Raw genomic sequence first — 22788 nt, 5'->3', positions numbered from 1 at the left:
CCGGATCAGGGCGGGGAGATCCCGAGGCGGGCAGCGGCGGCGGCGAGCTGCTCGGCCTCCCGGGACGGACCCGTCGGCGGGCCGAGCAGCGCCAGCACCTCGCTGTGCCCGGAGCGAACCTGCGGCAGCCGCCGCGCGAGTGTCGTCAGGCCGTTCCCCGGGCCACACTCGACCAGCAGCTGCGGCCCGGCGTCCGCCAGGGTCGTCAAGGCCGGCCAGAACAGCACCGGGTCCACCGGTTGACGCGCCCAGTACCCGGGATCCCGCGCCTCGGCGTCGGTCAGGTAGCCGGCGGTGTACCCGGAAACCAGGGGTATCTGTGGCGACCGGACCGGCAGGCTGGCCAGCAACGGACCAGCTGCGACGGCCACCGGACGGAGTAGCTCGCTGTGGAACGGCACCGTTGACGGCACCGGCGCCGAGGTGAAGCCTGCCCGCCGGAGCGTGGCCAGGGTGGTCCGCAGTGGTTCGGCCGCCCCCGCGATCACGGTCTGCCGGGGCGCGTTGATCGCGCCGATGTCGACCCCCGGCCGGAGGTGGGGCTGCACCTGCGCTCGGGACGCGGCGACGGCGGCCATCCCGCCCGCCGGCACCGTCGCGAACTGACCGACCCGGTGCCGCACGATCCGGACCGCGCTGGCCGGATCGAAGATCCCGGCCAGTGTCGCCGCGGCCAGCTCGCCGATGCTGTGCCCGAGTAGAACTGTCGGGCGCAGTCCCCAATCCATCAGGAGCCGGCCGAGCGCATAGTCGATGGCGAAGAGTAACGGCTGGGAGCGGTCGGCATGGTCGATCGGTACCCGGGGCGAAGCGGCGAGCCAGTCCGAACGGAGCTCGTCTCCGGCCGCCCCCATCAGCAGGAACAGCTCGTCCATGAGCTGCGCGAACTCCGGTACATCGCGGTACAGCCCGCTACCCATCCCCTGGTACTGGGCGCTCTGGCCCGGCATCAGCAGGGCCAGTGGGCCGGTCAGACGGCCGACAGCCATCGGTTCACGAGGTCAACCAACTGCTGCGGCGTTTCCGCCGCTCCCAACGCCTGCTCGGAGAGGTCAACGCCGTACTCGCGCCGAATCACGCTCTGGGTCTCCAGGAGCGCGAGAGAGTCGTAGCCGAGGTCGGCGAAGGCCCGTTCGGGGGCTTGTTGGAACGAATCCGTGGACTCGTCGTCCCCCGCGCACCTATGCATGATCTCCTCCAGGGCCGACAGTGTCATCTGCTTCATGACGTTTCCCTCCTGATCGGGTGGGTGCTTCGCGGCCGGTGACGCTGGCTGCTCCGGTGCGGTTGGGAGCCGCGGTGCCAGGCCGGAGCACCATGGCGGAGTTGAAACCACCCCGGCCCCGCGCCAGCACCAACGCAGGTCCCGGCTGCCACGGCCGGGGAACACCGGTGACGAGATCCAGCCGCGCGCCCGGGGCCACCGTTCGCACATTGACCGTCGGCGGGATGAGCCCGTCTCGCATCGCCAGCAGCGCACCGGCGAGGTCGACCGGGGCGCCACCGGAGCTCATCCGTCCGGTCATGGTCTTCGGGACCGTGACCGGCACCCCCTGCGGACCGAAGACAGCCGCTATGGTCTCGGCCTCGGCACGGTCGTCGGCCGGCCGACCGGAACCGTCTGCGAAGACCACCCCAACCTCCCGGGCGGTCACCCCCGCATCGGCGAGAGCGGCCTCCACCGCGCGGCCCAGACCCCGCTCACCGCCGTACCGGGCCGCGGCGTCGAACGTCGCGGCGTACCCGGCGATCTCCCCGTAGATCCGGGTACCGCGACGGCGGGCCGCGGCGGCCTCCTCGACCACCAGGACCGCACCCCCCTCGCCGGGGACCTGACCCCGGGCGCGGAGGTCGAAGGGAAGATAGGCGGTACGCGGATCCTCGTCGGTGCTCAGCGTCCCGTCGCTGATCCGGGCGACCCACCCGTACGGACAGAAGGAGCTGTCGAAGCCGCCGGAGAGCATCAGCCGCGCCCCCTTGCGGATGTTACGCCGGGCCTGCGCCACCGCGTCGAGCCCGCCGGCCTGGTCACCGACGACGACGCCGGCCGGGCCCCGCAGGACGTGCCGGATGGACAGCTGCCCGGTGTTGACGGCGTAGAACCAGGCAAACGACATGTAGACACTGACGCGCTCCGGGCCGGAACACCAGAGGTTCTCCAGCTCCCGCTGGCCGTACTCGAAGCCGCCGAACGCCCCGGCCATCGCCACCCCGGTCTCGCCCGGGTCGTAGGTGCCCGGCGCCACCCCGGAGTCGGCCAACGCCCACGCCGACGCCGTGAGGGCGAGCTGGGTCATCCGGTCGGTCTGTGGTAGCAGCCGGCGGGGCAGGTGCTCCGCCGGGTCGAAGTCGTCGATCTCGCCACCCAGTCGAGCCGGATAGCCCCGTGTGTCGAAGCGGCGGATCGGGCCGATGCCGGATTCGCCGCGGAGCGTCGCGGCCCAGAAGTTCTCGGTCCCGGCGCCGTTCGGCGCCGCGACGCCGATGCCGGTGATCACCGCTGTGGTCATGCCGGTCCCGTGCCCAACCGGGTGAGCACGATCGCGCTCTGGAAGCCGCCGAAGCCGCTGCCGACGCTCAACACCGTGTCGAGCCGCTGCTCCCGGGCGTGTAGCGGGACGTAGTCCAGGTCGAGCTCCGGATCCGGCTCGCGCAGGTTCGCGGTGGGTGGGACAACACCCTGGTCGAGGGCGAGGGTGCAGGCGGCGATCTCGATCGAGCCGATGGCCCCGAGCGAATGACCGATCATCGATTTGATCGAGCTGACCGGCGTCCGGTACGCGTGCGGACCGAGTGCCCGTTTGAGCGCGGCGGTCTCATGGCGATCGTTCTGTTTGGTCGCCGTGCCGTGGGCGTTGACGTAGTCAATGGACTGGGGCGAGCGCCGGCTCTCGGCCAGGGCGGCGGTGATGGCGGCGGCCATCTCGGCGCCGTCGGGCCGCAGGCCCGTCATATGGTAGGCGTTACTCCGCGAGGCGAAGCCGGCGATCTCGGCATAGATCCGGGCGCCGCGGGCCCGCGCGTGCTCCTCGGTCTCCAGCAACAGCGTGGCGGCGCCCTCGCCGAGAACGAAGCCGTTCCGGGTGCGATCAAAGGGCCGCAACGCGTGTGCGGCATCGTCGTTACTCGGTGAGGTCGCCCGAATGGCGTCGAAACAGGCGACCGTGATCGGCGAGATGGGCGCGTCGGTACCGCCGGTGACCATCACGTCGGCGGCGCCCTCCCGGATCAGATCGGCCGCGTGGCCGACCGCGTCCAGGCCGGAGGTGCATCCCGCCGAGACCACAGTGACTGGACCCTGGGCGTTGCACTCCGCGGCGATTTCCGCCGCCATCGAGCCGGGCATGAAGTAGTCGTAGAGGTGTGGGCTGGCATACCGGTGATCCAGGACCCACTCCCGCCCGGTGTCGCTGAGGGCGAGATACTCGGATTCCAGGTTGCAGGTGGCACCGACGGCAGTGCCGAGACTCACCCCAACCCGGGTGGGATCGAACCGGTCCGGCTCCAGGCCACCGTCGGCGATCGCCTCCCTCGTCGCGACCAGGGCGAACTGGGCGGCTCGGTCCAGTCGACGACGCTCTCGGTGGGACAGCTCCGCCTGCGCCGCCTCGAAGTCCACCTCGGCGGCGATCCGCGACCGGAACGCGGCAGCGTCGAAAGCGGTGATCGGCCGGGTCGCGGTCCGGCCGGCGGTGATCAGGTGCCAGAACGCCTTCGTACCCACACCGCCGGGCGCCACGACGCCGAGGCCCGTGATCACGACCCTTGGTGCGCTCACCGGGGCACCGCCATGCTCGAGCCGGCGCTCTCCCGGGCTGGTCGCGGGTCGTGCGTACGCTCCGCCCACCAGTCGCGGTTGTCGCGGTACCAGTTCACAACCGCGGCCAGGCCCGATTCGAACGACACCTGCGGGGCGTAGCCGAGTTCGTGGCGGGCCTTGCCGTCGTCGAGGCTGTAGCGCCGGTCGTGTCCCAACCGGTCGGCGACGAACCGAACCGCGTCCCAGCTGGCTCCGCAGAGCTCCACGAGGAGTGCGGTGAGCTCTCGGTTGGTCAGCTCAACTCCACCACTGAGATGGTAGATCTCACCCGCGCGCCCCTGCTGCAGCGCCAGCTGCACCCCGCGGCAGTGGTCCGCGACGTGCAGCCACTCCCGGACATTCTGGCCATCTCCGTAGAGCGGCACCGGCTGGCCGGTCAGCAGGTTGGTGACGAACCGCGGGATCACCTTCTCGACATGCTGGTACGGCCCATAGTTGTTGGTGCAGCGAGTGATCACCACCGGCAGCCCGTAGGAGCGGTGATAGGCGCGGGCGAGCAGATCGGCCGCAGCCTTCGAGGCGGCGTACGGGGAGTTCGGCCGGAGCGGATGCTCCTCCGTCCAGGCGCCTTCCGCGATGGTGCCGTAGACCTCATCCGTCGAGACCTGCACGATCCGTTCGATACCGAGACGCAGGCAGCACTCCAGCAGGTTCTGGGTACCCAGCACGTTGGTCGCCAGGAACGGCGACGCGTCCTGTAGTGACCGGTCCACGTGGCTTTCGGCCGCGAAGTGGACGACCGCGTCCTGCCCCGGCAGCAGGTCGAGAAGGAGGCCCCGGTCACCGATGTCGCCCCGGACGAAGGTCAGCCGACGGTCCGCCACCGGCAGGTTCGCCCGGCGCCCCGCGTACGTGAGGAGGTCCAGGACGGTGATCTCCGCGTTCTCGTACCCCTGGTAGACGCCGTCGAGGAGGTTACGTACGTACTGCGAGCCGACGAAGCCGGCTCCCCCGGTCACGAGGATTCTCATGGCTGCGAGCCTTGCCGGAGACGACCGGCCCCGGGTGGAGCTCCACTGGAACGGCGGTGGAGCGGGTCCACCGCACCACCCGGCGCCGCGCGCCACCAGCCGGGCTCCACCGGGGGACGAGCGCGGTACGCGACGGTGCTCGTCCGACAGCTCGTACGGCTTTGGAGGCCCGCGCGTGAAAGACACGGTCGCCGATCTCGCCATTCTCGGCGGGACTCCGACGTTCCCGCAGATGCTGCAGGTGGGAACGCCCAGCGTGGGAGAGCGGTCGCGGTTGTTCGAGCGACTGCACACCGCGCTGGACAACAAGTGGCTCACCAATGGCGCCCTGGTCCGGGAGTTCGAGGAACGCATCGCGACGCTGGCAGGCGTACGGCACTGCGTGGCGACCTGCAGCGGCACCATGGCGCTGCAGCTGCTCTACCAGGCCACCGAGCTCACCGGCGAGATCATCATGCCCGCGATGACCTACGTGGCCACCGCACATGCCGCCTCGATGCTGGGGCTGACGCCGGTCTTCGCCGACGTCGATCCGGAGACCGGATGTCTCGACCCGCAGCAGGTGGAGACGGTGCTGACCCCGCGTACCTCGGGCATCGTCGGAGTTCACCTCTGGGGCCGGCCCAGCCCGGCGGGTGAGCTGGAGAAGGTAGCTGCCGCGCACGGCCTCACGCTCGTCTTCGACGCGGCGCACGCACTGGGGTGTAGCCATCAGGGCCGCCGGATCGGTGGTTTCGGTAGCGCGGAGATGTTCAGTTTCCACGCCACCAAGGTGGTCAACTGTTTCGAGGGCGGTGCGGTGGCGACCAACGACGACGCTCTCGCCGGGGAGCTTCGCGCGCTGCGTACCTTTGGGATCACCACCGACGGCCGTAGCGTGGGGGTCGGCACCAACGCCAAGATGACCGAGGCCTCCGCGGCGATGGGACTGACCTCGCTGGACGCACTGGCTACCACGGTGCGCCACAATCGGGCCAACCACGCACGCTACTGTGCCGCGCTGCGCGGACTGGGCGGCCTGACTGTCGTCGACTTCGACGAGGCCCAGGAGCCCAACCGGCAGTACGTCATCCTCAAGATCGACGAAGCGGTGACGGGCATCCATCGCGACCTGGTGATGCGGATACTCCGAGCGGAGAATGCCGGCGCGCAGCGCTATTTCTCCCCGGGCTGTCACCAGCTGGAGCCCTACCGGTCCCAGCGGCCGGTCTCTCTGCCGCACACCGAGCGCCTGGCGGAGCAGGTCCTCGCCCTGCCGACCGGCCCGGCGGTCTGCGCGGCGGATATTGACCGAATCTGCAGCATCGTGCGCTGCGCGATCTCCCACGGACCGGAGCTCGCCAACCGGCTTGGCCCGAGCCCCACCCGCCCCTTCGCCACCTCCTAGAAAGTACCTCAAATCGATGAAGTTCATGTTCACCGTCGGGGGTAGTCAGTCCACCGTGTTCTGTATCGCCCCACTGGCGACCGCGGCCCGTAACGCCGGTCACGAAATCCTGCTGACCGCCGACGAACCGCTGCTGGAGACCGCGGCGGCGATCGGGTTGCCGGCGGTCCCCACGCCCCATCCGGGAAAGCCCGCGGCCCGGTTGCGGGCCCTGCTGGAGTTGGCGGGGCAGTGGCCACCCGATGTGGTGGTCGGTGGCCTGTCCTACGTCCCCGGCCTCGTCGCCGTGGAGACCCAGGCGCTGTACGTGCGCCACTACTGGGACATCGTGCCGCTGCGCCCAGAGCCGGGAATCACACCCGACCTGGAGCGACTTGGCCTGAGCGGGCCACCGGCGGCCGACCTGTTCATCGACGTGTGCCCGCCGGGCCTCCGGCCGTCGCCCACCCCCGGCGCACGGCCGATGCGCTGGATTCCGAAAAACCGGCAGGGTCGCCTGCAGCCATGGATGTACACCCGGCCCGCCGACCGCCCGCGGGTGCTGGTTACCGCGGGCACGCGCAACCTCTTCCTGCACTCGCGCAGCAGCGTCATCCGACATCTGGTGGACCAGCTCATCGCGGCTGGCGCCGAGGTGGTGATCGCGGCACCGGAACGCGCCGCCGCGGAGTTCGGCGCGCAGTTCCGCGATGTCCGCGTCGGCTGGGTACCGTTGGATGTCGTCGCCCCCACCTGTGATCTGGCGGTACACCACGGCGGCGCGGCTACCACGATGACGGTGCTGAACGCCGGCGCACCGCAGCTGGTGGTCCCCGACAACGACTACTCCCGGTCCGTCGCGAGGGCCCTCACCGACGTCGGCGCGGGCCTGACCGCCGCCCCGGTGCCCCCGGACGGCGACCGGGCGGCGGTCGAGGCGATCGCCGCCGGTTGCCGGCGAATCCTCGCCGAGCCCGGGTACACCGAACGCGCACGGCTCCTGGCCGCCGAAATCGCCGGACTTCCCCCGCCCGCCGAGGTCGTGCACACGGTAGAGGAACTGGTCGCCAGCCGATAGCCGGGGCCCAACCTGGGCCGGGGAGCCTTGGCCGGGGCCGGCCGCCGCCCCGGCCAGGGATCGATGCTGGCTATCCTGAACCGCACCAGCAGGCCCACACCGGAGGAGTTCCGTATTGACCACGAAGGTGGGCGTCCTTCTGCACAGTCGTCACCTCGAGACGGAGGCGTGGGAGGACCTGGTCCTTGGTCGCCCCCGGGACGACAGGTTGGGCGACGCGGCCACACTGGCGCGGGAGATCCTGACCCTGAGCCCTGATCACGAGCTCGGCTGCATCGTCATGGGCAGCGGCTTCTCCCAGCGCGACGGCATCAACGAGGGTGAGTTCACGAAGCGGTTCTTCCTGGCGAACCTCGCCCGGCTCGAGGAGTTCCCCCGGCTGCGCCCGCTCCTGGCCCGGCTCGCCGGCCCGCAACGGGCCGCCTTCCGGCAGGCGCTACGGGACATCATCATCATGCCGCAGGCCGGCAACACGGTCGCCGAGTTGGAGACCGCGGCGGGCATCTTCGCCGCGCACGGCGTGCACCGGGTGCTGCAGGTAACTGCCGCCAGCCATGCTCCCCGCTGCCTCAAGGAGCAGACCGTCGCTCGGGCGTACGGTCTGATCGCGACGGAACAGCAGTGGTACACGGTCGCCACCGACATGGCCTACTGGGGCACCCACCCCGAGGATGTCTGCGTCATCGAGCCGCTCCACCGGCGCGACCAGCCGATGACGTTCGTACGGCCCGGGCTCTCCGAGGTCATCGCGCCGTACTTCTTCCTTCCGGATACCGACAAGAAGGCGTTCGTGGCGATGGTCGCGGAGTTCATGTCCGCCCGCGGCAGCACTGCCCAACCACCGCGATAGTACCCGGCTGCCCGGCCCGTCAGCCGATTCACCCGCTCCGTGCGTCCCCGTGCGACGAGGGGAGGCGCACGGCGGACGACCGCACCTTGTCGATCAGTTCCGCCTGCTGGTTGATCGCCCTCGCCTGCGGACGGTAGTCCGCATCATCGAGCACGGACCGGGCGAAGAACTCCGCGATGTTCCGGAACTGATGATCTGCGGGGAGCCGCACCTCCTCGGGATGGCCGTCAGCCTCGATCCGGATCACCGGCTGTCGGGTGACCGGCGGAGTGAAAGCCCGGTCCAGGGTGAGTCGCGCCCGTTCCCCCCAGAGCGAATAACAGGATCGGTACGCGTGCTCGAACCCGAAGGAGAGTTCTGCCGTCACCCCCGACGGGGTCGCCAGCAGGACGTGGCCGGCCAGGTCAACGCCGCGGCCCGGACTCGTCCGCAGCACCGAGCCGACGACGTCGAGCTCCGGGCCGAGGAAGTAGGTGGCGGCGCGCAGCGGATAGACGCCGACGTCGAGCAGCGCGCCCCCGCCGAACTCGCCGTAGTAGCGCCAGTTCGTCGGGGCGAGTGGCGGGATGCCGAATCGTGCGGTGAAGAGCCGGGTCGTGCCGATCCGGCCCGCGGCGACAAGGTCGCGGACCATCTCGTGCTGACGGTGGTGGAGAAACATGTAGTTCTCCAGTAGCCAGAGTCCCGCCTGCTCCGCCTGGTTCACCAGCTTGCGGGCGGTGACCTGGTCACTGGTGAGCGGCTTTTCGGAGAGCACGTGCTTGCCGGCCGCCAGGGCCCGGCTCACCCAGTACGCGTGCAGCCCGGTGGGCAGTGGGATGTATACCGCGTCAATGTCGGCCCGGTCCAGCAACTCGTCGTACCCGTCGACAGCCCGGCAGCCGAACTGCTCGGCGACCGTACCGGCCCGGGCGGGGTCGCGGCTCGCGACCGCTCTCAGTTCGATCCCGGTCGCTTCGGTCAAGGCCGGCAGAAACCGGCGGAGCGCGATGCTGGCACACCCCAGGACTCCCAGCCGGATGAGAGCGGGCATCCGGCACCTCCCTTCACTGGAGCCGGCCGACAGCCGGCCCGGCGGCGATCAGTGGGCCACCTGATACAGCTGCTGCTCCAGCACCTGGCACAGCTGGTAGTCGGGGAGCAGGCCGGCCTCGGCGGTCTCGGCCAGACTCGGACTCCCCCGGTCCCGGTCAGAGATGATCGTTTCCAGGTCCGTGGGGATCGGCAGCCCCAGAGCTGGGTCGAGGGCGGAGACCACCCGCTCATGCTCCGGGACATACGACCCGGTGAGCATGTAGGACATGACGGTGTCGTCGGCGAGCGACACGAAGGCGTGCCCGACCCCGACCGGAAAGTACACCGCCCGGATCTCCCGCGAGCTCATCCGCACCGCGTCCCAGCGGCCGAACGTCGGTGAACCGACGCGGACGTCCACGACGATGTCGATCGCCGTACCGGCAGCACAGTAGACGTACTTCGCCGCACCCGGCGGCGCGCTGGTGTAGTGGACTCCGCGGACCACACCCCGGTGGGACACGCTGTGGTTGGTCTGCGCGACGGGCAGGAGCGGGCTCCCGCTCGCCGCAGCGAACGGTGCTCGCTGGAACGGTGACACGAACAGTCCACGGCGGTCGGGAAAGACCTCGGGGGTAAACACGAACGCGCCCTGGACCGTGAGCTTCTCGACCTTCACCTGGCCTCCCTAGAACCGGTCACGCCCGTCGAGCAGGGCCGCCACGGTGCGGTGCACCGCCTCCGCGAGCTCCGTGCGCGCACACCACCCCGAGACACGCTGGAAGGGCGTCGGGTCGATCTGCATACTCTGAAAGTCGATCACGGGGGCGTCGGCCGGCGCCGGTACCGAGATCACCGGTACGGCCGACTCGCCGGTCTGCGCCGCGACCGACCTCGCCACCGTGCGGAAGACCGCGCCCAGCGTGTCCGGGCGGCCGGAGCCCACCAGCCAGTGTCGACCGGTCAGCGCATCCGGGCAGCGCATGGCGGCCAGGAAGGCGTCCGCGGCATCCTCGACATACACCAGGTCCCGCCGAACGGTGCCGTCATGCCACATCGTCAGCGGCTGACCGGCGAGGGCCCGCCGGGCCATCGTGACCACCACGCCCTGATCAGCCACCGGGGACAGTGGGCTCTGCCCGAACACGGTCGGCAGCCGCAGGCTGACCCCACGCAGTACCGACGCCGCGCTCGCGGCCTTCAGCAACCGTTCGGCGGTCAGCTTCTGCCGGCCGTAGGCGGTCTCCGGACGGTCCGGTTCGCTGCCGGTCATCGGCCGCTTCGGGGGCTGTCCCACCTGCAGGGTGGTCGCGGCGAGCACCACCAACGGAGTGGTCCGCGTCGGCCGGCGCCGGCCGAGAATCTCGATGAGGTCACGCACGATGCCCACGTTCACCCGTTCTCCCTCCGGAGTGTCGGCGTCACGCCACCCACCGCTGTGTTTACCCAGGTGCAAGATGACGTCGGCGCCCGCGACGACATCGGCCAGGCGCTCTGTCTCGGTGAGGTCCCCGGTGCAGACCTCCACCTCGGCCACCACCTGCTCCGGTAGCGGGCTACGGCGACGCGAGGCGGCCCGCAACCGGATCGGAAGCTGCGCCAACCGGGCGGTGACGACCGACCCCAGATAGCCAGCCGCTCCCAGTACGCTCACCAGGGGTGGGTCACCGCCCGTCGCCGGCTCCCGGTCCACCGCTCCTCCGATCTCCGGTGTTCGCGAGTTGTCGTACCCTCCGGCTTCGTCGCCGGTCCGGCTGGTCAGCCGCCACCGCCCGGTCGTTTCCGGCGGTAGACGGCCTGCCAGTAGAAGCTCCACGGCACGGCCCACGCATCATTGACATCGCGCCAGTCGGGGCCGGGCCGATAGGCCGCGAGGAACCCCGGCACGGCGGCCCGCACCGCCTGGTTGTCGTGGATATCCAGAACCTGGCGGAGTGGACCGGTCTCCATCGCCCGCCATCGGGCCTCGTCGCCCTCGACGTGTCCGTCCAGGCTCCGATCCTGGTACTTGCCGACGGGGTTCTTCACATACAGGGCCGCGCACCGCCGGTCGATCAAATCGAGGTAGCAGCGTACGGTCTCCGGGGTCATTTCGGCGAACGAGTTGATGTTGATGCCGAGGTCGAAATCGCTTCCGCTGAGGGCCAGTCCCACGTCCCCGTCCTCCACCGGGACGAAGCGGAGCTTCGCGAACTGGGCATCGTCCAGGACCACCCGCAGATAGCGACGGCTGAACCGCATGGTACTGCGCAGATCCACAATGTAGTAGGCAGCGACATCATAGTTTGACAGCAGGGTGTGACAGGTCCGCCCGTAGCCGGCTCCGATCTCGAGCACCCGGGCGCCCCGTAGGTCGATGCTCCGCTCGATGAACCCGACCTCGAGCGTGGCCTGCAGGTAGTCCAGGCAGATCGGCATTCCGTGCCACCGCACCACGACCGGATCACCCACCTCACGCCGGGCCGTCCGACGCAACCGCGCCCAGTCGTCCGGATCAAGTGTGGTCGCCAGATTGTGTACCAGCGTTTTGAGATACCGCACGCCGTTCACCTCAGGATCCCACAACGACATCTTGTGGTTCGGCCGCTCCGACTTGAAGTGCGAGAGATCTACTGCCGCGTCCTCGGTGAACCAGTGCCGAGTGATGCGTTCCCACTGTCGGCTCGCTCGGTATACGCCTGTCATCTCGACCGTCTTTCACCCAGGGAAGGTATCGAAAACGCTTTTACCCGCTCGACGGTGTGGACGTACTCGATCTCGACGGAGTCTGACATCTGGTCCGGCACGCCGCAACGCCACAGTTGCGGTGTGACGACGTTCAACTGGCCACGGTCCCCAGCTGAACAACTCCGCGGGCGGGCCCCACAAACAGGGATTGAACACATTCTCGAACGAGCAGCAGCACGCCGATAATGGCCACGAAGCGGGCCGCCGCAGGCCACCCAACAGTGGAGGGACGACGCAGTGCCAGAAAAGGTGGATGTCGACTCACTCAGCGACCTGGCGACGCCGTGGAGCCTACGCGTGGTGGTAACCCTGGGCGTGGCCGAGCAGCTGGCGGCTGGCGTCACCGAGATCGGAGAGCTTGCCCGCCACACCGAGTGTGACCGGGACTGCCTGGCCCGGGTCCTGCGCCACCTGGTCGGCAAGGGCGTCTTCGAAGAGCCGGTCGAGGGCGAGTTCGCCCTGAACGAGGCGGCCCGTTCCCTGCTGAGGTCCGGCCGGCTGCACGGCCTGGCCCTGGACGGCCACGGTGGACGCAGCGCCGCCGCCTGGAGCGGACTGCTGGCGACGGTGCGGACCGGACAACCCGGATACCAGACCGTCTTCGGACGCTCCTACTGGGCCGACCTCGACGCCGACTCCGACCTCTCGGCCAGCTACGACGCGAACATGGGTCGGCGCGCCGGCGAGGCATCCGATCCGGCGGTCCTCCTCGACGACGCCTGGACTCAGGTCGGTCACGTCGTTGACGTGGGCGGTGGGACCGGCGAGACGCTCGCCGAAATCCTGCGGGCCCGACCGACGGTCCGCGGCACCCTGATTGACCTACCCCGAACGGTCGCCCGGTCCACCGAGGTCTTCGCGGCCGCGGGGGTTGCCGACCGGGTCGCCGTACAGGGGCAGAGCTTCTTCGACCCGCTGCCCGCCGGAGCCGACGTCTACCTGCTCAAACGTCTACTCCTGGACTGGCCAGACGAGCAGGCCGTCGCGCTGCTCACCCGCTGCGCCGAGGCCGCGGCACCGGACGGCCGCGTGGTCGTGGTCGGCGGGGTCTCCCCGGGGCGGTCGGCCGCCTCGGCCGGGCTACTGATGATGGTGCAGACCGGCGGCAAGCCCCGGACCCTGGACGAGTTCCGGGACCTCGCCGCGCGCGCCGGCCTCGCCGTGACGGCATCCGGGCACAGTCCGTCGGGTCAGTTCGTCACCGAATGCCGCCTCGCGGCGGGCAGCACCGCACGGAAGACCAACGCCCGCCGATGAGGTTTCTCTTCCTCACCACCGGCAGCCACGTCACTGTCTATGCGATGACCGCCCTGGCCCATGCGGTACGCAACGCGGGGCACGAGGTACTGGTGGCCACGAACGAGCCGCTCATCGACGCGGTGGAGACGGTCGGCCTACCCGGGGTGTCGATCACGTCGGCGTCGATCCGGCGCTTCCTCGCCACCGTCGACTCGCCGCACGAGATGGTGGTGACCGGCCGCGGACTGGGGAGGATGGCCGCCGCCACGCTGGCGGGCCTGAGCGAGCTGGCACAGGACTGGAGGCCGGACGTCATCGTCGGTAGCTCGATGAGCTACGCGGCAGGGTTGCTCGCCGCGGCACGGGACGTCCCCTTCGTACGACACATCGAGTATCTGCGAATTCCGATGGCGGAGATCGACCCGGTGGCGGCGGAGGAGCTTGCGCCGGAGCTGAGCCGCCGGGGTCTGGGCGGGCTACCCAAACCCGACCTGGTGGTTGATGTCAGCCCGCCGTCGCTGCGGTCGTCGCCCGCCGCCGACGTGCACCCCATGCGCTACGTGGCCACGAACCCCCAGCGTCGCCTCCAACGGTGGGCCTACACCCGTCCGCCGGGCCGCTCCCGGGTGTTGATCACCTCCGGAACGCACCATCGCATGCTCGCCGGCCGTTCGTTGCGGCGGCTGGCAGCGCAGCTCACCGCCGTGGGCGCCGAGGTGGTGATCGCGGCGCCCACTCGGGTCGCCGAGGAGTTCGGTGCGACGGCGGAGGACGTCCGCATCGGTTGGATCCCGTTGGACACCGTGGCACCCACCTGTGACCTGGCGGTCCACCACGGCGGCGCCACCACCACGATGGCCGTCATCGCCGCGGGAGTGCCGCAGGTGATCACTCCCCCGAACACGCACACCAGGGCGATCGCCGACGCTCTGTCCAACTTCGGCGCCGCCGTGACGGCCCGCGCTCCCCACCAGGCCGACCACGAGCTGGCGGACGTACTGGCCGCCCACAGCCGAGAGCTACTCGCCGACCACCGGTACGCCCGGCAGGCGCAGGCCCTCGCCGCCGAGCTGGCCGCACTGCCCACCCCGGCCGACGTCGTCCGGAGGATGGAAACGCTGACCGCCACCCGATGAAAGCCCGACTGTCCGAATGATCCGGCTGACGAGTAAAGGCACTCAACAGGTGTTGGGCACAACGCCCACGAGCAGTTTGGGGTAATAGTGAAAAGACTTTTCGCTGGTGCGACCGCAGTCGTACTGGGCCTCACGGCACAGGTTATCGCCGTCGCCCCGGCCGGGGCGGCACCAACGGCGGGCAGCACCGCCCGGCCGGCCAGCCCAATCTCCTGGTCCCCCTGCCCCGCCGACGACCCGGTGATGGAGGATTACCTGGTCGGGCTGGATTGCGGCTCGCTCGTAGTGCCGCTTGACCACTCCCGACCGACCGGCCAGAAGATCACCCTGGCTCTCACCCGAGCCGAGCACACCGCGCCGGAATCCGAGTACCAGGGCGTTGTCCTGCTGAACCGGGGCCAGTGGCCCGGCACCATCGGACGGGACCTGCCCACCCGCTTCGCCAAAGGCTGGAGCGGGCTGCCGACCGAGGTGGGTTCGACCTACGACTGGATCGGGTTCGACCCCCGCGGCGTCGGAGCGAGTGAGCCGTCGATCACCTGCGACCCCACCTACCTTTATCCGGGCGAAGCACGGCCCGACTACGTTCCGGGCAGCCGCGCCGAGGAGAGGGCGTGGACGAAGCGGGCCCGCGCGTACGCGCAGAGCTGCGGCGAGAAGTACGGTGACGCCCTCCGGCACTTCCGAACCACCGACACCGCGCGGGACATGGATCTCATCCGGGCCGCGCTCGGTCAAGAGAAGATCAACTATCTGGGCTACTCCTACGGCACCTACCTCGGCTCGGTCTACGCCTCCCTGTTCCCGGACCGGGTGCGCCGGATGGTACTGGACAGTGTGGTGCAGCCAAGCACAGTCGGGTATGCCTCGCTGTCCCGCACGAATGCGGCCTTCGAGCAGCGCGCACAGATCTACTTCAGCTGGATCGCCGAACACGACTCGCACTATCACCTTGGCGACACGGCCGCGGCGGTCGAGGCGAACTACTACCAGGGCATGGCCGCACTCCGGGAGGCGCCGATCGACGGCCAGATCGGCCCGGCGGAGTACAGCGACATCTTCGCGGTGAACGTGTACCGCAGCTACGTCTGGACCTACCACGCGCAGGTGCTGGCCGACTGGGTGCTGCGGGGTGACCCGGCCGGGCTGCGGGCGAACTTCGGCGGCGAGCCGGGCTTCCCGGCCCAGAACACCCACGCCACGTACCGCACCGTGCAGTGCGTCGACGGCTACTGGCCCCGGCGCTGGAACCGCTGGCACACCGACCTGAGCCGCCAGTACGACCGCGGAGACCGCTTCATGACCTGGAACAGCGCGTGGTACAACGCTCCGTGCGCGTTCTGGCCGGTGCCAGGCCGCCGGCCGACGCAGGTCGGCGACCGGAACGCGAACATACTGCTGATCCAGGCGGAACACGACGCACTCACCCCGGTGGCCGGGGCCCACGAGGTGCACCGGCGATTCCCGAACTCCCGGCTGGTCCTGGAGCGCGGCGGCGTCTTCCACGGCGCGTCCCTGACCGCCAACGCCAACGAGTGCCTCAACATCCACGTCACCGCCTACCTACGAGACGGCACCCGTCCGAGCGCCACCACCGGCGTTGACGCCAGCTGCGACGCGAATCCGCTACCAGCTCCGGAAGCCGTCTGACCGGCACACTCAACGAGTCCGCCGGCCGACACCTCGGGCCGGCGGACTCGGTTCCGCGAGGGCTGGCACGGTCGAGTCCGACCACTACCCGGAGGTCACCTTCCACAGAAAGCCGTCCGGATCGGTGAAGTAGCCGGCGTAGACTCCCGACCCGGATTTCGCAGCCGGGGCGACGACCCGGCCGCCGGCAGCGGTCACCGTCGACAGGAGGGAGTCGACCTCGTCCGGCGAGGGCAGCATCCGTTCGAGGGCCGCTGCCCGGAAGTCGGCGCGGTCCTCCTTGGTGGCGACGTCCTTGGCCAGTACCTTTCCGTCCATGAGGCCCAGCCGGCAGCCAGTCGGAGTTGGCTGGAAGTCGATGTACTTGCTGCCGTAGTCCCGGTCGACCACCATGCCCAGGGCCGCATAGAAGGATTTGGCGGACTTCGTCGCCGCGACGCCGAGGAGAATACCGACCTCATTCGGCACCGGCGTCTCCTGCGCGGGCCCGGTCGCCTTCGCCTTCGCCGAGGTCAGCTTCCACACCGCACCATCCGGAGCCTGGAAGGCGCCGGAGAAACCGGCGAACATGGCCTTCTTCGCCGGTTTGAGAACGCTCGCGCCGTGCCGGGCGGCCGCATCCAGGATGCTTCGCACCTCGTCGGGCTGGTTGACGACATAGCTGAGGACGTAGCCGCGATAGCTCGGTGCTACGGGCTGCGCCTGCGCCTGCGCCGCCAGCTCCGCAATCGGGCACACGGCGAGCCGGGCCACGCCGTGCAGATCCAACTCCACCCGCTCGTCCTGATGGCGTACGGCAGTAGGCGCAAACACAGACTGGTAAAAGGCGGGTGCGGCCTGCGCGTCGGTTGCCCCGAGCGTGATCATGTCAGGCAGCAGCATGATGGTGATGGCCTCCTTGCATCAATGGACTTGCGACCAACGAGGGAATGGCGATGCCGTGCTGAGGTCAACCCGCCTGCTGGATCCGGATCAGGTTGCCGGCCGGGTCCCGGAAGGCACAGTCCCGGACCCCGTAGTCCTGATCAATCGGCTCCTGCACCACCTCGGCTCCGCTGGCCTGTACCCGCTCGAACACCTCGTCGAGGTTGGGGGCGGCGAGGAGAACACCAGCGTAGGTGCCCTTCGCCATCATCTCCTCGATCGTGCGCCGCTCACCATCGGTGATCCCGGGGTCGGCCGCCGGTGGTTGGAGCACGATTGAGGTCTGCGGCTGGCCGACCGGGCCAACCGTGACCCACCGCATCCCCTCGTAACCGACATCGTTTCGAATCTCGAAGCCCAGGACTTCCCGGTAGAAGGTGATCGACGCGTCCGCATTCTCGTGCGGCAGAAAGCTCGAGTGGATGGTGATGTTCATAGCGCTACGCTAACGGCCGCCCGACCCCGACGCTTCTTGATTCCTGATCCATTCTTCCTGGTCACCGGCGGGAGCCGGAGGCTCCAGCAGGATTCGACTCCCGCTCAGCCCCGGCCTGAGGCCCGCCGCGCAAGGTGGCGGAAGGCTCCCGTCCGGTGGACCAGCCCCGGCACCCCGGCACCCCGGCATCCGGCATCCGGCATCCGGCATCCGGGCGAAGCGAAACGTGGTCGAGAGGAGTGGTCGATGGACTTCGTCAAGGTGTGCCCGGTGACGGCGCTCCCAACCGAGGGCGCGATCGAGGTAAAGGTCGAGGGCCGAGCGGTGGCCGTGGTCCGGAGTGGGGGACGGGTATACGCGATCGACGACCGGTGTTCCCACGCGGAGGTTTCACTCGCCGAGGGAGAGGTGTACGACGGCACGATCGAGTGCTGGCTACACGGCTCCTGCTTCGACCTGCGCACCGGCGAGCCGACCAATCCCCCAGCCACCCGACCGGTCGGCACCTACCAGGTACGGGTCGAGGACGGGGACGTCTACGTCGCCCCCGGCGGAGCCCAGCCCTGACCGGCGTGGCGCCCCGGCGCCCCGGTGACCTGCCGAGGCCCAAGGCCACCGGCCGGGACGACACGCCGTACCGCCCGGGCCGACTGAGGAGGCTGGGTGACCACCACCGCCCCTGATGTGCCGGTACGGCGCATCCTCCGGTTGTTCCGCCCATATGGATGGAGCCTGGTAGTCGTCGCCGGCCTGGTCGGCCTCTCGTCCCTGTTCTTCCTGGTCAACCCGTTCCTGATCCGAGAGATCCTGGACGTGGCCCTACCGGAGGGCCGGACGGGTCTACTCACCGTCCTCGCCGGTTGCATGCTCCTCGCGTCCGTCGCGAACAGCTCGGTCGTCGTCTGGCAGACCTACCTCTCCACGAAGGTCGGCGAGCAGGTGATGCACGATCTGCGCGCCGCCGTCTACGGACGCCTGCAGCGGATGCCGCTGGCCTTCTTCAGCCGGACCCGCTCCGGCGAGGTGCAGTCGCGGATCACCAACGACATCGGCGACATGCAGGCGACCGTGACCACCACCGCGACGACGCTGGTCTCCGACGTGACCGTGGTCGTGGCCACGGTCGTCGGGATGTTGGTGTTGGATTGGCGTCTCACCATCGTGTCGCTGGTGCTGGTGCCGTTCTTCGTCTGGGTCGGGCGACGGGTCGGCAACCAGCGCCGCCGCATCACCCGCGAGCGGCAACGCCAGGCCGCCGCGATCGCCGTGATCGTGCAGGAATCGCTCTCTGTCAGCGGTGTGCTGCTGGCCCGGACGATGGGCCGCTCCCGCTCGCTGACCGACATCTTCACCGCCGAATCGCGGATCCTGTCCGACCTGGAGATCCGCTCACACCTGGCCGGCCGCTGGACCCAGGCGACAACCTGGATCGTGTTGGCGTCGATGCCGGCGGCGACGTACTGGGTGGCGGGAATGAACGGCCGCGGTGGTCAGGCGGCGATCTCCATCGGCACCCTGGTCGCCTTCACCACCCTGCAGCAGACGCTGCTGCGACCGGCGGTCTCCCTGGTGGAGGTCGCCGTGGAGGTGCAGACCTCACTCGTCCTGTTCGGCCGGATCTTCGAGTACCTCGACCTGCCCGTCGACCTCGATGAGTCGGCGGGTCCCGCCCCCGGCACGAAGCCGCGGGGAGAACTCCGGCTCCACCAGGTCGGCTTCACCTATCCGGGCGCGGACCGGCCCACGCTGCGCGACATCGACGTGACGGTCCCCGCCGGCCGCAGCCTGGCGATCGTCGGTGAGACCGGGTCCGGCAAGACCACCCTCAGCTATCTGATCCCGCGGCTGTACGACCCGACGTCGGGACGGGTGACAATCGACGGTACCGATGTGCGGGACCTGCCCGCGGAGACGCTGGCGGCCACGGTCGGCATGGTGTTCCAGGAAACCTACCTGTTCCACACCTCGGTCGCCGAGAACCTGCGGTTCGCCCGGCCCGACGCGACCGACGACGAGTTGGTGGCGGCCGCCAGGATCGCCCATATCCACGACCACCTGCTGTCGCTGCCGCACGGGTACCACACCGTGGTAGGCGAACGGGGATTCCGGTTTTCCGGCGGGGAACGGCAGCGCCTGGCGATCGCCCGGGCGGTCCTACGCGATCCGCCTATCCTGGTGCTCGACGAGGCGACCAGTTCCCTGGACAACCAGACCGAAGAGGCCGTCACCCGGGCCATCGATGCAGCCAGCGCCGGTCGCACCACGATCACGATCGCGCACCGGCTGTCGACGATCCGCGACGCGGACGAGATCATCGTGCTGGATGCCGGCACCATCGTCGAACGCGGCACCCACGCCGAGCTGGTGGAGTTGGGGGGGCACTACGCGATGCTCGTCAACCGCGAGGCCGAGGTGCCGGCAGACGCCCGCTAGACGAGCAGTTTCACTGTACGTGAAGATCGACGACATCATCCGAACGCCCGGTGGCGGGGGCGGCCACCGCTGTTGACCGACTCCGAACCGGTCTGCCTGGCCGTGGCGCGGGTCCTACTCGGCGCCCGATCGGAGGCACACCGGATCCGCCACGCCCGCACCCACCTGGCCGGCATGTTCCGTACCATGACGATCCCTGCATGGCGGGGGCGTGCTGTCTATCCTGGCCCGTTATCCGCGTCGCTCGGGTTGAACGTCAGGTGTTGACACGCTCGTCAGCGTGTTCCATCCTGACGCTTGTATCGAACTAATGTACGTCAGCTTACAGAAATTCGAAGTTGTTTAGCGCGATCCCCCCTTACCGATATCAACTCGCTGGGTGGCGCTGCTGGGCGACATCAATCAAACTTCTTCGCCGCTTGCGTTGACGGCCACCGACGTGCCGGCGTAACGCGATGGACATTCACCCTGCGCTTAGGGGCGCGGCTCAGGAACATCCGTCCCGATGAGACTGGGCGTACCGCCGGCGGAGGCGGAAACTTCTGGGGCCGAAAGGGGACGGCGACGGATGACAATTGACCTGGCCGGAAGAGGGGGGCGGCGCATCGACATTTTCGATGCGACGCTGCGCGACGGCGAGCAGGCACCGGGGAACACGATGAGCCCCGAGGACAAGCTCCGGTACGCACTGGCGGCCGAGGCCTTCGGTGCCGATGTGATCGAGGCGGGTTTCCCAGCTTCGTCACCAGCCGACTTCGCGGCGACGAAGCTCATCGCCGGCGCACTGACCACCGCGCGGTTCTCCACCTTCAACCGATGCTCCGAGCGGGACATCCGGTTGTCGGCGGAGGCGGGCGGCATTCGGCCCAACCACCAGATCGCCATCTGCGGCACCGGCAGCGACCTGCACCTGGAACACAAGCGCCAGATCACCCGCCGGGAGGCGATTGCCGAGGGACGCCATGCGGTACGTCTGGCGGCAGCGTTGGGGGCCACCGACATCGCGTTCTGCATCGAGGACGCCAGCCGGGGCGACCGCGGCTTCGTCATGGACCTCGTGGGCGAGGCGCTCGCCCAGGGCGCCACCACCATCGGCCTGGCCGACACCACCGGCTGCGCTACCCCGTCCGAATACGGCGACCTGATCGCCGAGGCGCACGAGATGGTGCCGCCGGACGTCACCATCTCGACGCACTGCCACGACGACCTGGGGCTGTCGCTGGCCAACGCGCTGGCCGGGGTGCAGGCAGGCGCCGGCGAGGTGCAGGCCACGCTGGGCGGCATCGGTGAACGGTGCGGCAACACCCCACTTGAGGAACTGGCCGCCGTGCTGGTCTTCAAGAGCGCGCAGGTCGGGGCGTACACGGACCTCCGCATCGACCAGCTCTACGCGGCGTATGTGGATCTCGTCGACACGACCGGCATGGCGGTGCCGCGCAACAAGGCCATCGTCGGGCTGAACGCCTTCGCCACCCAGGCCGGGATCCATCAGGACGGCATCCTCAAGAACCCGGCCACGTACGAGTTCATGGACCCGGCCCGTTGGGGACGGCACCGTTCGATCCTCGTCGGGCGGCACTCGGGGCGGGCGGTGGTGCGTTACGTGCTCGCCGAGCTCGGTGCCCCCGAGGACGACGCGCTGGTGGACCGGATGTACGAGGAACTCGTCGCCTCGCGCCCCGGCAGCGACTGCGACGAACTGGACCACCTGCGCGACGAGGTGGCGCTGCGGCTGGCGGTGAGCCCGTGAGCGACTCCGGCACCCTGGTCGAGAAGATCTGGCAGCAGCACGTCGTCGACGACGGTGACGGGCAGGACCTTCTCTACATCGACCTGCATCTGATCCACGAGGCCAGCTCGTCGCAGGCATTCGACGGGCTGCGGCTGGCCGGGCGGCAGGTGCGACGGTCGGACCTCACGCTCGCTGTCGAGGATCACAACGTGCCGACCGACACGCTCGCGGTCACCGATCCCATTAGCCGGGAGCAACTCGGCGCGCTGCGGGCCAGCTGTGCGCGCGAGGGCATCGAGCTGCTGCGTCACGGCGACGCCCGGCAGGGGATCGTGCACGTCGTCGCCCCGGAGCTGGGCCTGGTGCAGCCGGGCATGACGATCACCTGCGGCGACAGCCACACCTCCACCCATGGCGCTTTCGGTGCGCTCGCCCTCGGCGTCGGCACCACGGACGTGGAGCACGTCCTGGCCACACAGACGCTGGCGCTGCCCCGCCCACGGACGATGGCCGTGGACTTCACCGGCGTGCCGGGCGCGGAGGTGACGGCCAAGGACCTCATGCTGCGCATGCTGGCCGAGGTGGGCGCGAACGGCGCGCACGGGTACGTCATCGAGTACCGCGGTGAGGCGGTGCGCCGGCTGTCCATGGAGGGCCGGATGACGATGTGCAACCTCAGCATCGAGGCCGGCGCACGGGCCGGGATGGTCGCACCGGACGACACGACATTCGCCTACCTGGAAGCCACCCCGCGCCGGCCCACCGGCTCGCACTGGGACGATGCGCTCGCCTACTGGCGGACGTTGCGCAGCGACGACGACGCGCGTTTCGACAGGGTGCTCACGCTCGACGTCGGTGCGGCGTCCCGGTACGTCACCTGGGGCACCAATCCGGGCCAGGCCGTCTCGCTGGACGGTGCGGTGCCCGACCCGTCCGAGTTCGCCGACCCCGGTCAGCGAGCGGCCGCACAACGGGCCCTGCACTACATGGGTCTCCAGCCGGGTACGTTGATGCGGGACGTGGCGATCGACGTCGTGTTCATCGGCTCGTGCACCAACAGCCGCATCGAGGACCTGCGCGTCGCCGCTGACGTGCTGCGCGGCCGCCGGGTGGCCGATGGGGTGGAGATGCTCGTCGTGCCGGGCTCGATGGAGATCCGGGCCCAGGCCGAGCGCGAGGGACTGCACCAGGTCTTCCTCGAGGCGGGCGCCTCGTGGCGGTTCTCCGGCTGCTCGATGTGCCTGGGCATGAATGCCGACCGGATCAAAGGTGCCTCCCGCTGCGCCTCCACCTCGAACCGCAACTACGAGGGGCGGCAGGGGCCGCGCGCGCGTACCCATCTCGTTTCTCCCGCGGTGGCGGCGGCGACCGCGGTCGCCGGCACGCTGGCCGCCCCCGGCGATCTCAACTGA

At 69.5% G+C, this 22788-nt stretch carries 21 protein-coding genes and 1 pseudogene; 11 read left to right on the top strand and 11 right to left on the bottom strand.

Annotated elements, in window-relative coordinates; all coding sequences use genetic code 11:
* Nucleotides 1-5: 5 nt before the first annotated feature.
* The 5 genes from B118_RS0125805 to rfbB are packed head-to-tail and all read right to left on the bottom strand — an operon-like array spanning nt 6 to nt 4791.
* Nucleotides 6-989, bottom strand: a complete 984-nt coding sequence (locus B118_RS0125805; RefSeq protein ID WP_018811719.1) for an acyltransferase domain-containing protein — start codon at nt 987-989, stop codon at nt 6-8.
* On the bottom strand, nt 971-1216 hold the full coding sequence (locus B118_RS0125800) for an acyl carrier protein (protein WP_018219819.1): 246 nt from the start codon (nt 1214-1216) through the stop codon (nt 971-973). Before B118_RS0125800 ends, B118_RS0125805 begins: the two co-directional genes overlap by 19 nt.
* Nucleotides 1182-2510 carry a ketosynthase chain-length factor gene (locus B118_RS0125795; protein WP_028193703.1) on the bottom strand — a complete coding sequence of 443 codons (1329 nt, stop codon included), beginning with the start codon at nt 2508-2510 and terminating at the stop codon, nt 1182-1184. Before B118_RS0125795 ends, B118_RS0125800 begins: the two co-directional genes overlap by 35 nt.
* Entirely contained in the window at nt 2507-3847 is a 1341-nt protein-coding gene (locus tag B118_RS0125790) for a beta-ketoacyl-[acyl-carrier-protein] synthase family protein (protein ID WP_018219821.1), read from the bottom strand. The genes B118_RS0125795 and B118_RS0125790 overlap by 4 nt, the downstream gene beginning before the upstream one ends.
* Complete coding sequence (gene rfbB, locus B118_RS0125785) at nt 3775-4791, bottom strand: dTDP-glucose 4,6-dehydratase (RefSeq protein WP_028193702.1); 1017 nt, start codon at nt 4789-4791, stop codon at nt 3775-3777. The genes B118_RS0125790 and rfbB overlap by 73 nt, the downstream gene beginning before the upstream one ends.
* A gap of 175 nt (nt 4792-4966) precedes the next feature.
* Between rfbB and B118_RS0125780 the strand changes: the two genes are divergently transcribed.
* The 3 genes from B118_RS0125780 to B118_RS0125770 all read left to right on the top strand — a co-directional run bounded on the left by B118_RS0125780 (nt 4967) and on the right by B118_RS0125770 (nt 8085).
* Nucleotides 4967-6178, top strand: a complete 1212-nt coding sequence (locus tag B118_RS0125780; protein ID WP_018219823.1) for a DegT/DnrJ/EryC1/StrS family aminotransferase — start codon at nt 4967-4969, stop codon at nt 6176-6178.
* A gap of 25 nt (nt 6179-6203) precedes the next feature.
* A complete protein-coding gene (locus B118_RS0125775; RefSeq protein WP_028193701.1) occupies nt 6204-7235 on the top strand; it encodes a glycosyltransferase in 1032 nt (343 codons plus the stop codon).
* 115 nt (nt 7236-7350) lie between these two features.
* Nucleotides 7351-8085 carry a YdcF family protein gene (locus tag B118_RS0125770; RefSeq protein ID WP_018219825.1) on the top strand — a complete coding sequence of 245 codons (735 nt, stop codon included), beginning with the start codon at nt 7351-7353 and terminating at the stop codon, nt 8083-8085.
* 28 nt (nt 8086-8113) lie between these two features.
* On the opposite strand, the gene B118_RS0125765 is transcribed toward B118_RS0125770, so the two are convergent.
* The 4 genes from B118_RS0125765 to B118_RS0125750 form a co-directional block, all read right to left on the bottom strand.
* Nucleotides 8114-9118: a Gfo/Idh/MocA family protein gene (locus B118_RS0125765; RefSeq protein WP_028193700.1), complete on the bottom strand. Its 1005-nt coding sequence runs from the start codon at nt 9116-9118 to the stop codon at nt 8114-8116.
* Nucleotides 9119-9166: 48 nt separating this feature from the next.
* Complete coding sequence (locus B118_RS0125760; RefSeq protein WP_018811716.1) at nt 9167-9778, bottom strand: dTDP-4-dehydrorhamnose 3,5-epimerase family protein; 612 nt, start codon at nt 9776-9778, stop codon at nt 9167-9169.
* Nucleotides 9779-9787: 9 nt separating this feature from the next.
* Nucleotides 9788-10792: an NAD-dependent epimerase/dehydratase family protein gene (locus tag B118_RS0125755; RefSeq protein ID WP_050563720.1), complete on the bottom strand. Its 1005-nt coding sequence runs from the start codon at nt 10790-10792 to the stop codon at nt 9788-9790.
* A gap of 65 nt (nt 10793-10857) precedes the next feature.
* Complete coding sequence (locus tag B118_RS0125750; RefSeq protein WP_018811714.1) at nt 10858-11784, bottom strand: putative sugar O-methyltransferase; 927 nt, start codon at nt 11782-11784, stop codon at nt 10858-10860.
* A 291-nt stretch (nt 11785-12075) separates the two neighbouring features.
* Between B118_RS0125750 and B118_RS0125745 the strand changes: the two genes are divergently transcribed.
* The 3 genes from B118_RS0125745 to B118_RS0125735 all read left to right on the top strand — a co-directional run bounded on the left by B118_RS0125745 (nt 12076) and on the right by B118_RS0125735 (nt 15851).
* The gene (locus tag B118_RS0125745) at nt 12076-13083 is read left to right on the top strand and encodes a methyltransferase (protein WP_018811713.1); all 1008 of its coding nucleotides are present in this window, start codon (nt 12076-12078) and stop codon (nt 13081-13083) included.
* The gene (locus B118_RS0125740) at nt 13080-14201 is read left to right on the top strand and encodes a glycosyltransferase (RefSeq protein ID WP_018219831.1); all 1122 of its coding nucleotides are present in this window, start codon (nt 13080-13082) and stop codon (nt 14199-14201) included. The genes B118_RS0125745 and B118_RS0125740 overlap by 4 nt, the downstream gene beginning before the upstream one ends.
* An 87-nt stretch (nt 14202-14288) precedes the next feature.
* On the top strand, nt 14289-15851 hold the full coding sequence (locus tag B118_RS0125735; RefSeq protein ID WP_028193699.1) for an alpha/beta hydrolase: 1563 nt from the start codon (nt 14289-14291) through the stop codon (nt 15849-15851).
* 84 nt (nt 15852-15935) lie between these two features.
* Here B118_RS0125735 and B118_RS0125730 read toward each other — a convergent pair whose 3' ends face one another.
* Together B118_RS0125730 and B118_RS0125725 are read right to left on the bottom strand one after the other, a co-directional pair.
* A complete protein-coding gene (locus tag B118_RS0125730) occupies nt 15936-16733 on the bottom strand; it encodes a VOC family protein (protein WP_018219833.1) in 798 nt (265 codons plus the stop codon).
* A gap of 67 nt (nt 16734-16800) precedes the next feature.
* The gene (locus B118_RS0125725) at nt 16801-17211 is read right to left on the bottom strand and encodes a VOC family protein (RefSeq protein ID WP_018219834.1); all 411 of its coding nucleotides are present in this window, start codon (nt 17209-17211) and stop codon (nt 16801-16803) included.
* 246 nt (nt 17212-17457) lie between these two features.
* On the opposite strand from B118_RS0125725, the gene B118_RS0125720 reads away from it, so the two are divergent.
* The 5 genes and pseudogenes from B118_RS0125720 to leuC all read left to right on the top strand — a co-directional run bounded on the left by B118_RS0125720 (nt 17458) and on the right by leuC (nt 22788).
* Nucleotides 17458-17778 (top strand): non-heme iron oxygenase ferredoxin subunit, encoded by a 321-nt coding sequence (locus B118_RS0125720; RefSeq protein ID WP_018219835.1) that lies wholly within the window; start codon nt 17458-17460, stop codon nt 17776-17778.
* Between the two features lie 96 nt (nt 17779-17874).
* Nucleotides 17875-19644: an ABC transporter ATP-binding protein gene (locus tag B118_RS0125715; RefSeq protein WP_028185812.1), complete on the top strand. Its 1770-nt coding sequence runs from the start codon at nt 17875-17877 to the stop codon at nt 19642-19644.
* Between the two features lie 13 nt (nt 19645-19657).
* Nucleotides 19658-19896 (top strand): annotated as a pseudogene (locus tag B118_RS34035) (IS982 family transposase); the annotation flags it as partial.
* Between the two features lie 316 nt (nt 19897-20212).
* A complete protein-coding gene (locus B118_RS0125710) occupies nt 20213-21394 on the top strand; it encodes a LeuA family protein (RefSeq protein ID WP_028193698.1) in 1182 nt (393 codons plus the stop codon).
* A complete protein-coding gene (leuC, locus tag B118_RS0125705; RefSeq protein WP_027647145.1) occupies nt 21391-22788 on the top strand; it encodes a 3-isopropylmalate dehydratase large subunit in 1398 nt (465 codons plus the stop codon). The genes B118_RS0125710 and leuC overlap by 4 nt, the downstream gene beginning before the upstream one ends.

The organism is Salinispora pacifica CNR114 (genome assembly GCF_000514775.1).
Lineage (GTDB): Bacteria > Actinomycetota > Actinomycetes > Mycobacteriales > Micromonosporaceae > Micromonospora > Micromonospora pacifica.
Note: the sequence above shows the minus strand (reverse complement) of the source record. Positions and strands in the feature narration are given on the sequence as shown.

Coding starts and splice junctions, on each gene's coding strand:
- B118_RS0125740 (WP_018219831.1), top strand. CDS start 13,080: ATGAGGTTTCTCTTCCTCACCACCGGCAGCCACGTCACTGTCTATGCG.
- B118_RS0125800 (WP_018219819.1), bottom strand. CDS start 1,216: ATGACACTGTCGGCCCTGGAGGAGATCATGCATAGGTGCGCGGGGGAC.
- B118_RS0125720 (WP_018219835.1), top strand. CDS start 17,458: ATGGACTTCGTCAAGGTGTGCCCGGTGACGGCGCTCCCAACCGAGGGC.
- B118_RS0125730 (WP_018219833.1), bottom strand. CDS start 16,733: ATGCTGCTGCCTGACATGATCACGCTCGGGGCAACCGACGCGCAGGCC.
- B118_RS0125805 (WP_018811719.1), bottom strand. CDS start 989: ATGGCTGTCGGCCGTCTGACCGGCCCACTGGCCCTGCTGATGCCGGGC.
- B118_RS0125750 (WP_018811714.1), bottom strand. CDS start 11,784: ATGACAGGCGTATACCGAGCGAGCCGACAGTGGGAACGCATCACTCGG.
- rfbB (WP_028193702.1), bottom strand. CDS start 4,791: ATGAGAATCCTCGTGACCGGGGGAGCCGGCTTCGTCGGCTCGCAGTAC.
- B118_RS0125765 (WP_028193700.1), bottom strand. CDS start 9,118: ATGCCCGCTCTCATCCGGCTGGGAGTCCTGGGGTGTGCCAGCATCGCG.
- B118_RS0125710 (WP_028193698.1), top strand. CDS start 20,213: ATGACAATTGACCTGGCCGGAAGAGGGGGGCGGCGCATCGACATTTTC.
- B118_RS0125725 (WP_018219834.1), bottom strand. CDS start 17,211: ATGAACATCACCATCCACTCGAGCTTTCTGCCGCACGAGAATGCGGAC.
- B118_RS0125795 (WP_028193703.1), bottom strand. CDS start 2,510: ATGACCACAGCGGTGATCACCGGCATCGGCGTCGCGGCGCCGAACGGC.
- B118_RS0125775 (WP_028193701.1), top strand. CDS start 6,204: ATGTTCACCGTCGGGGGTAGTCAGTCCACCGTGTTCTGTATCGCCCCA.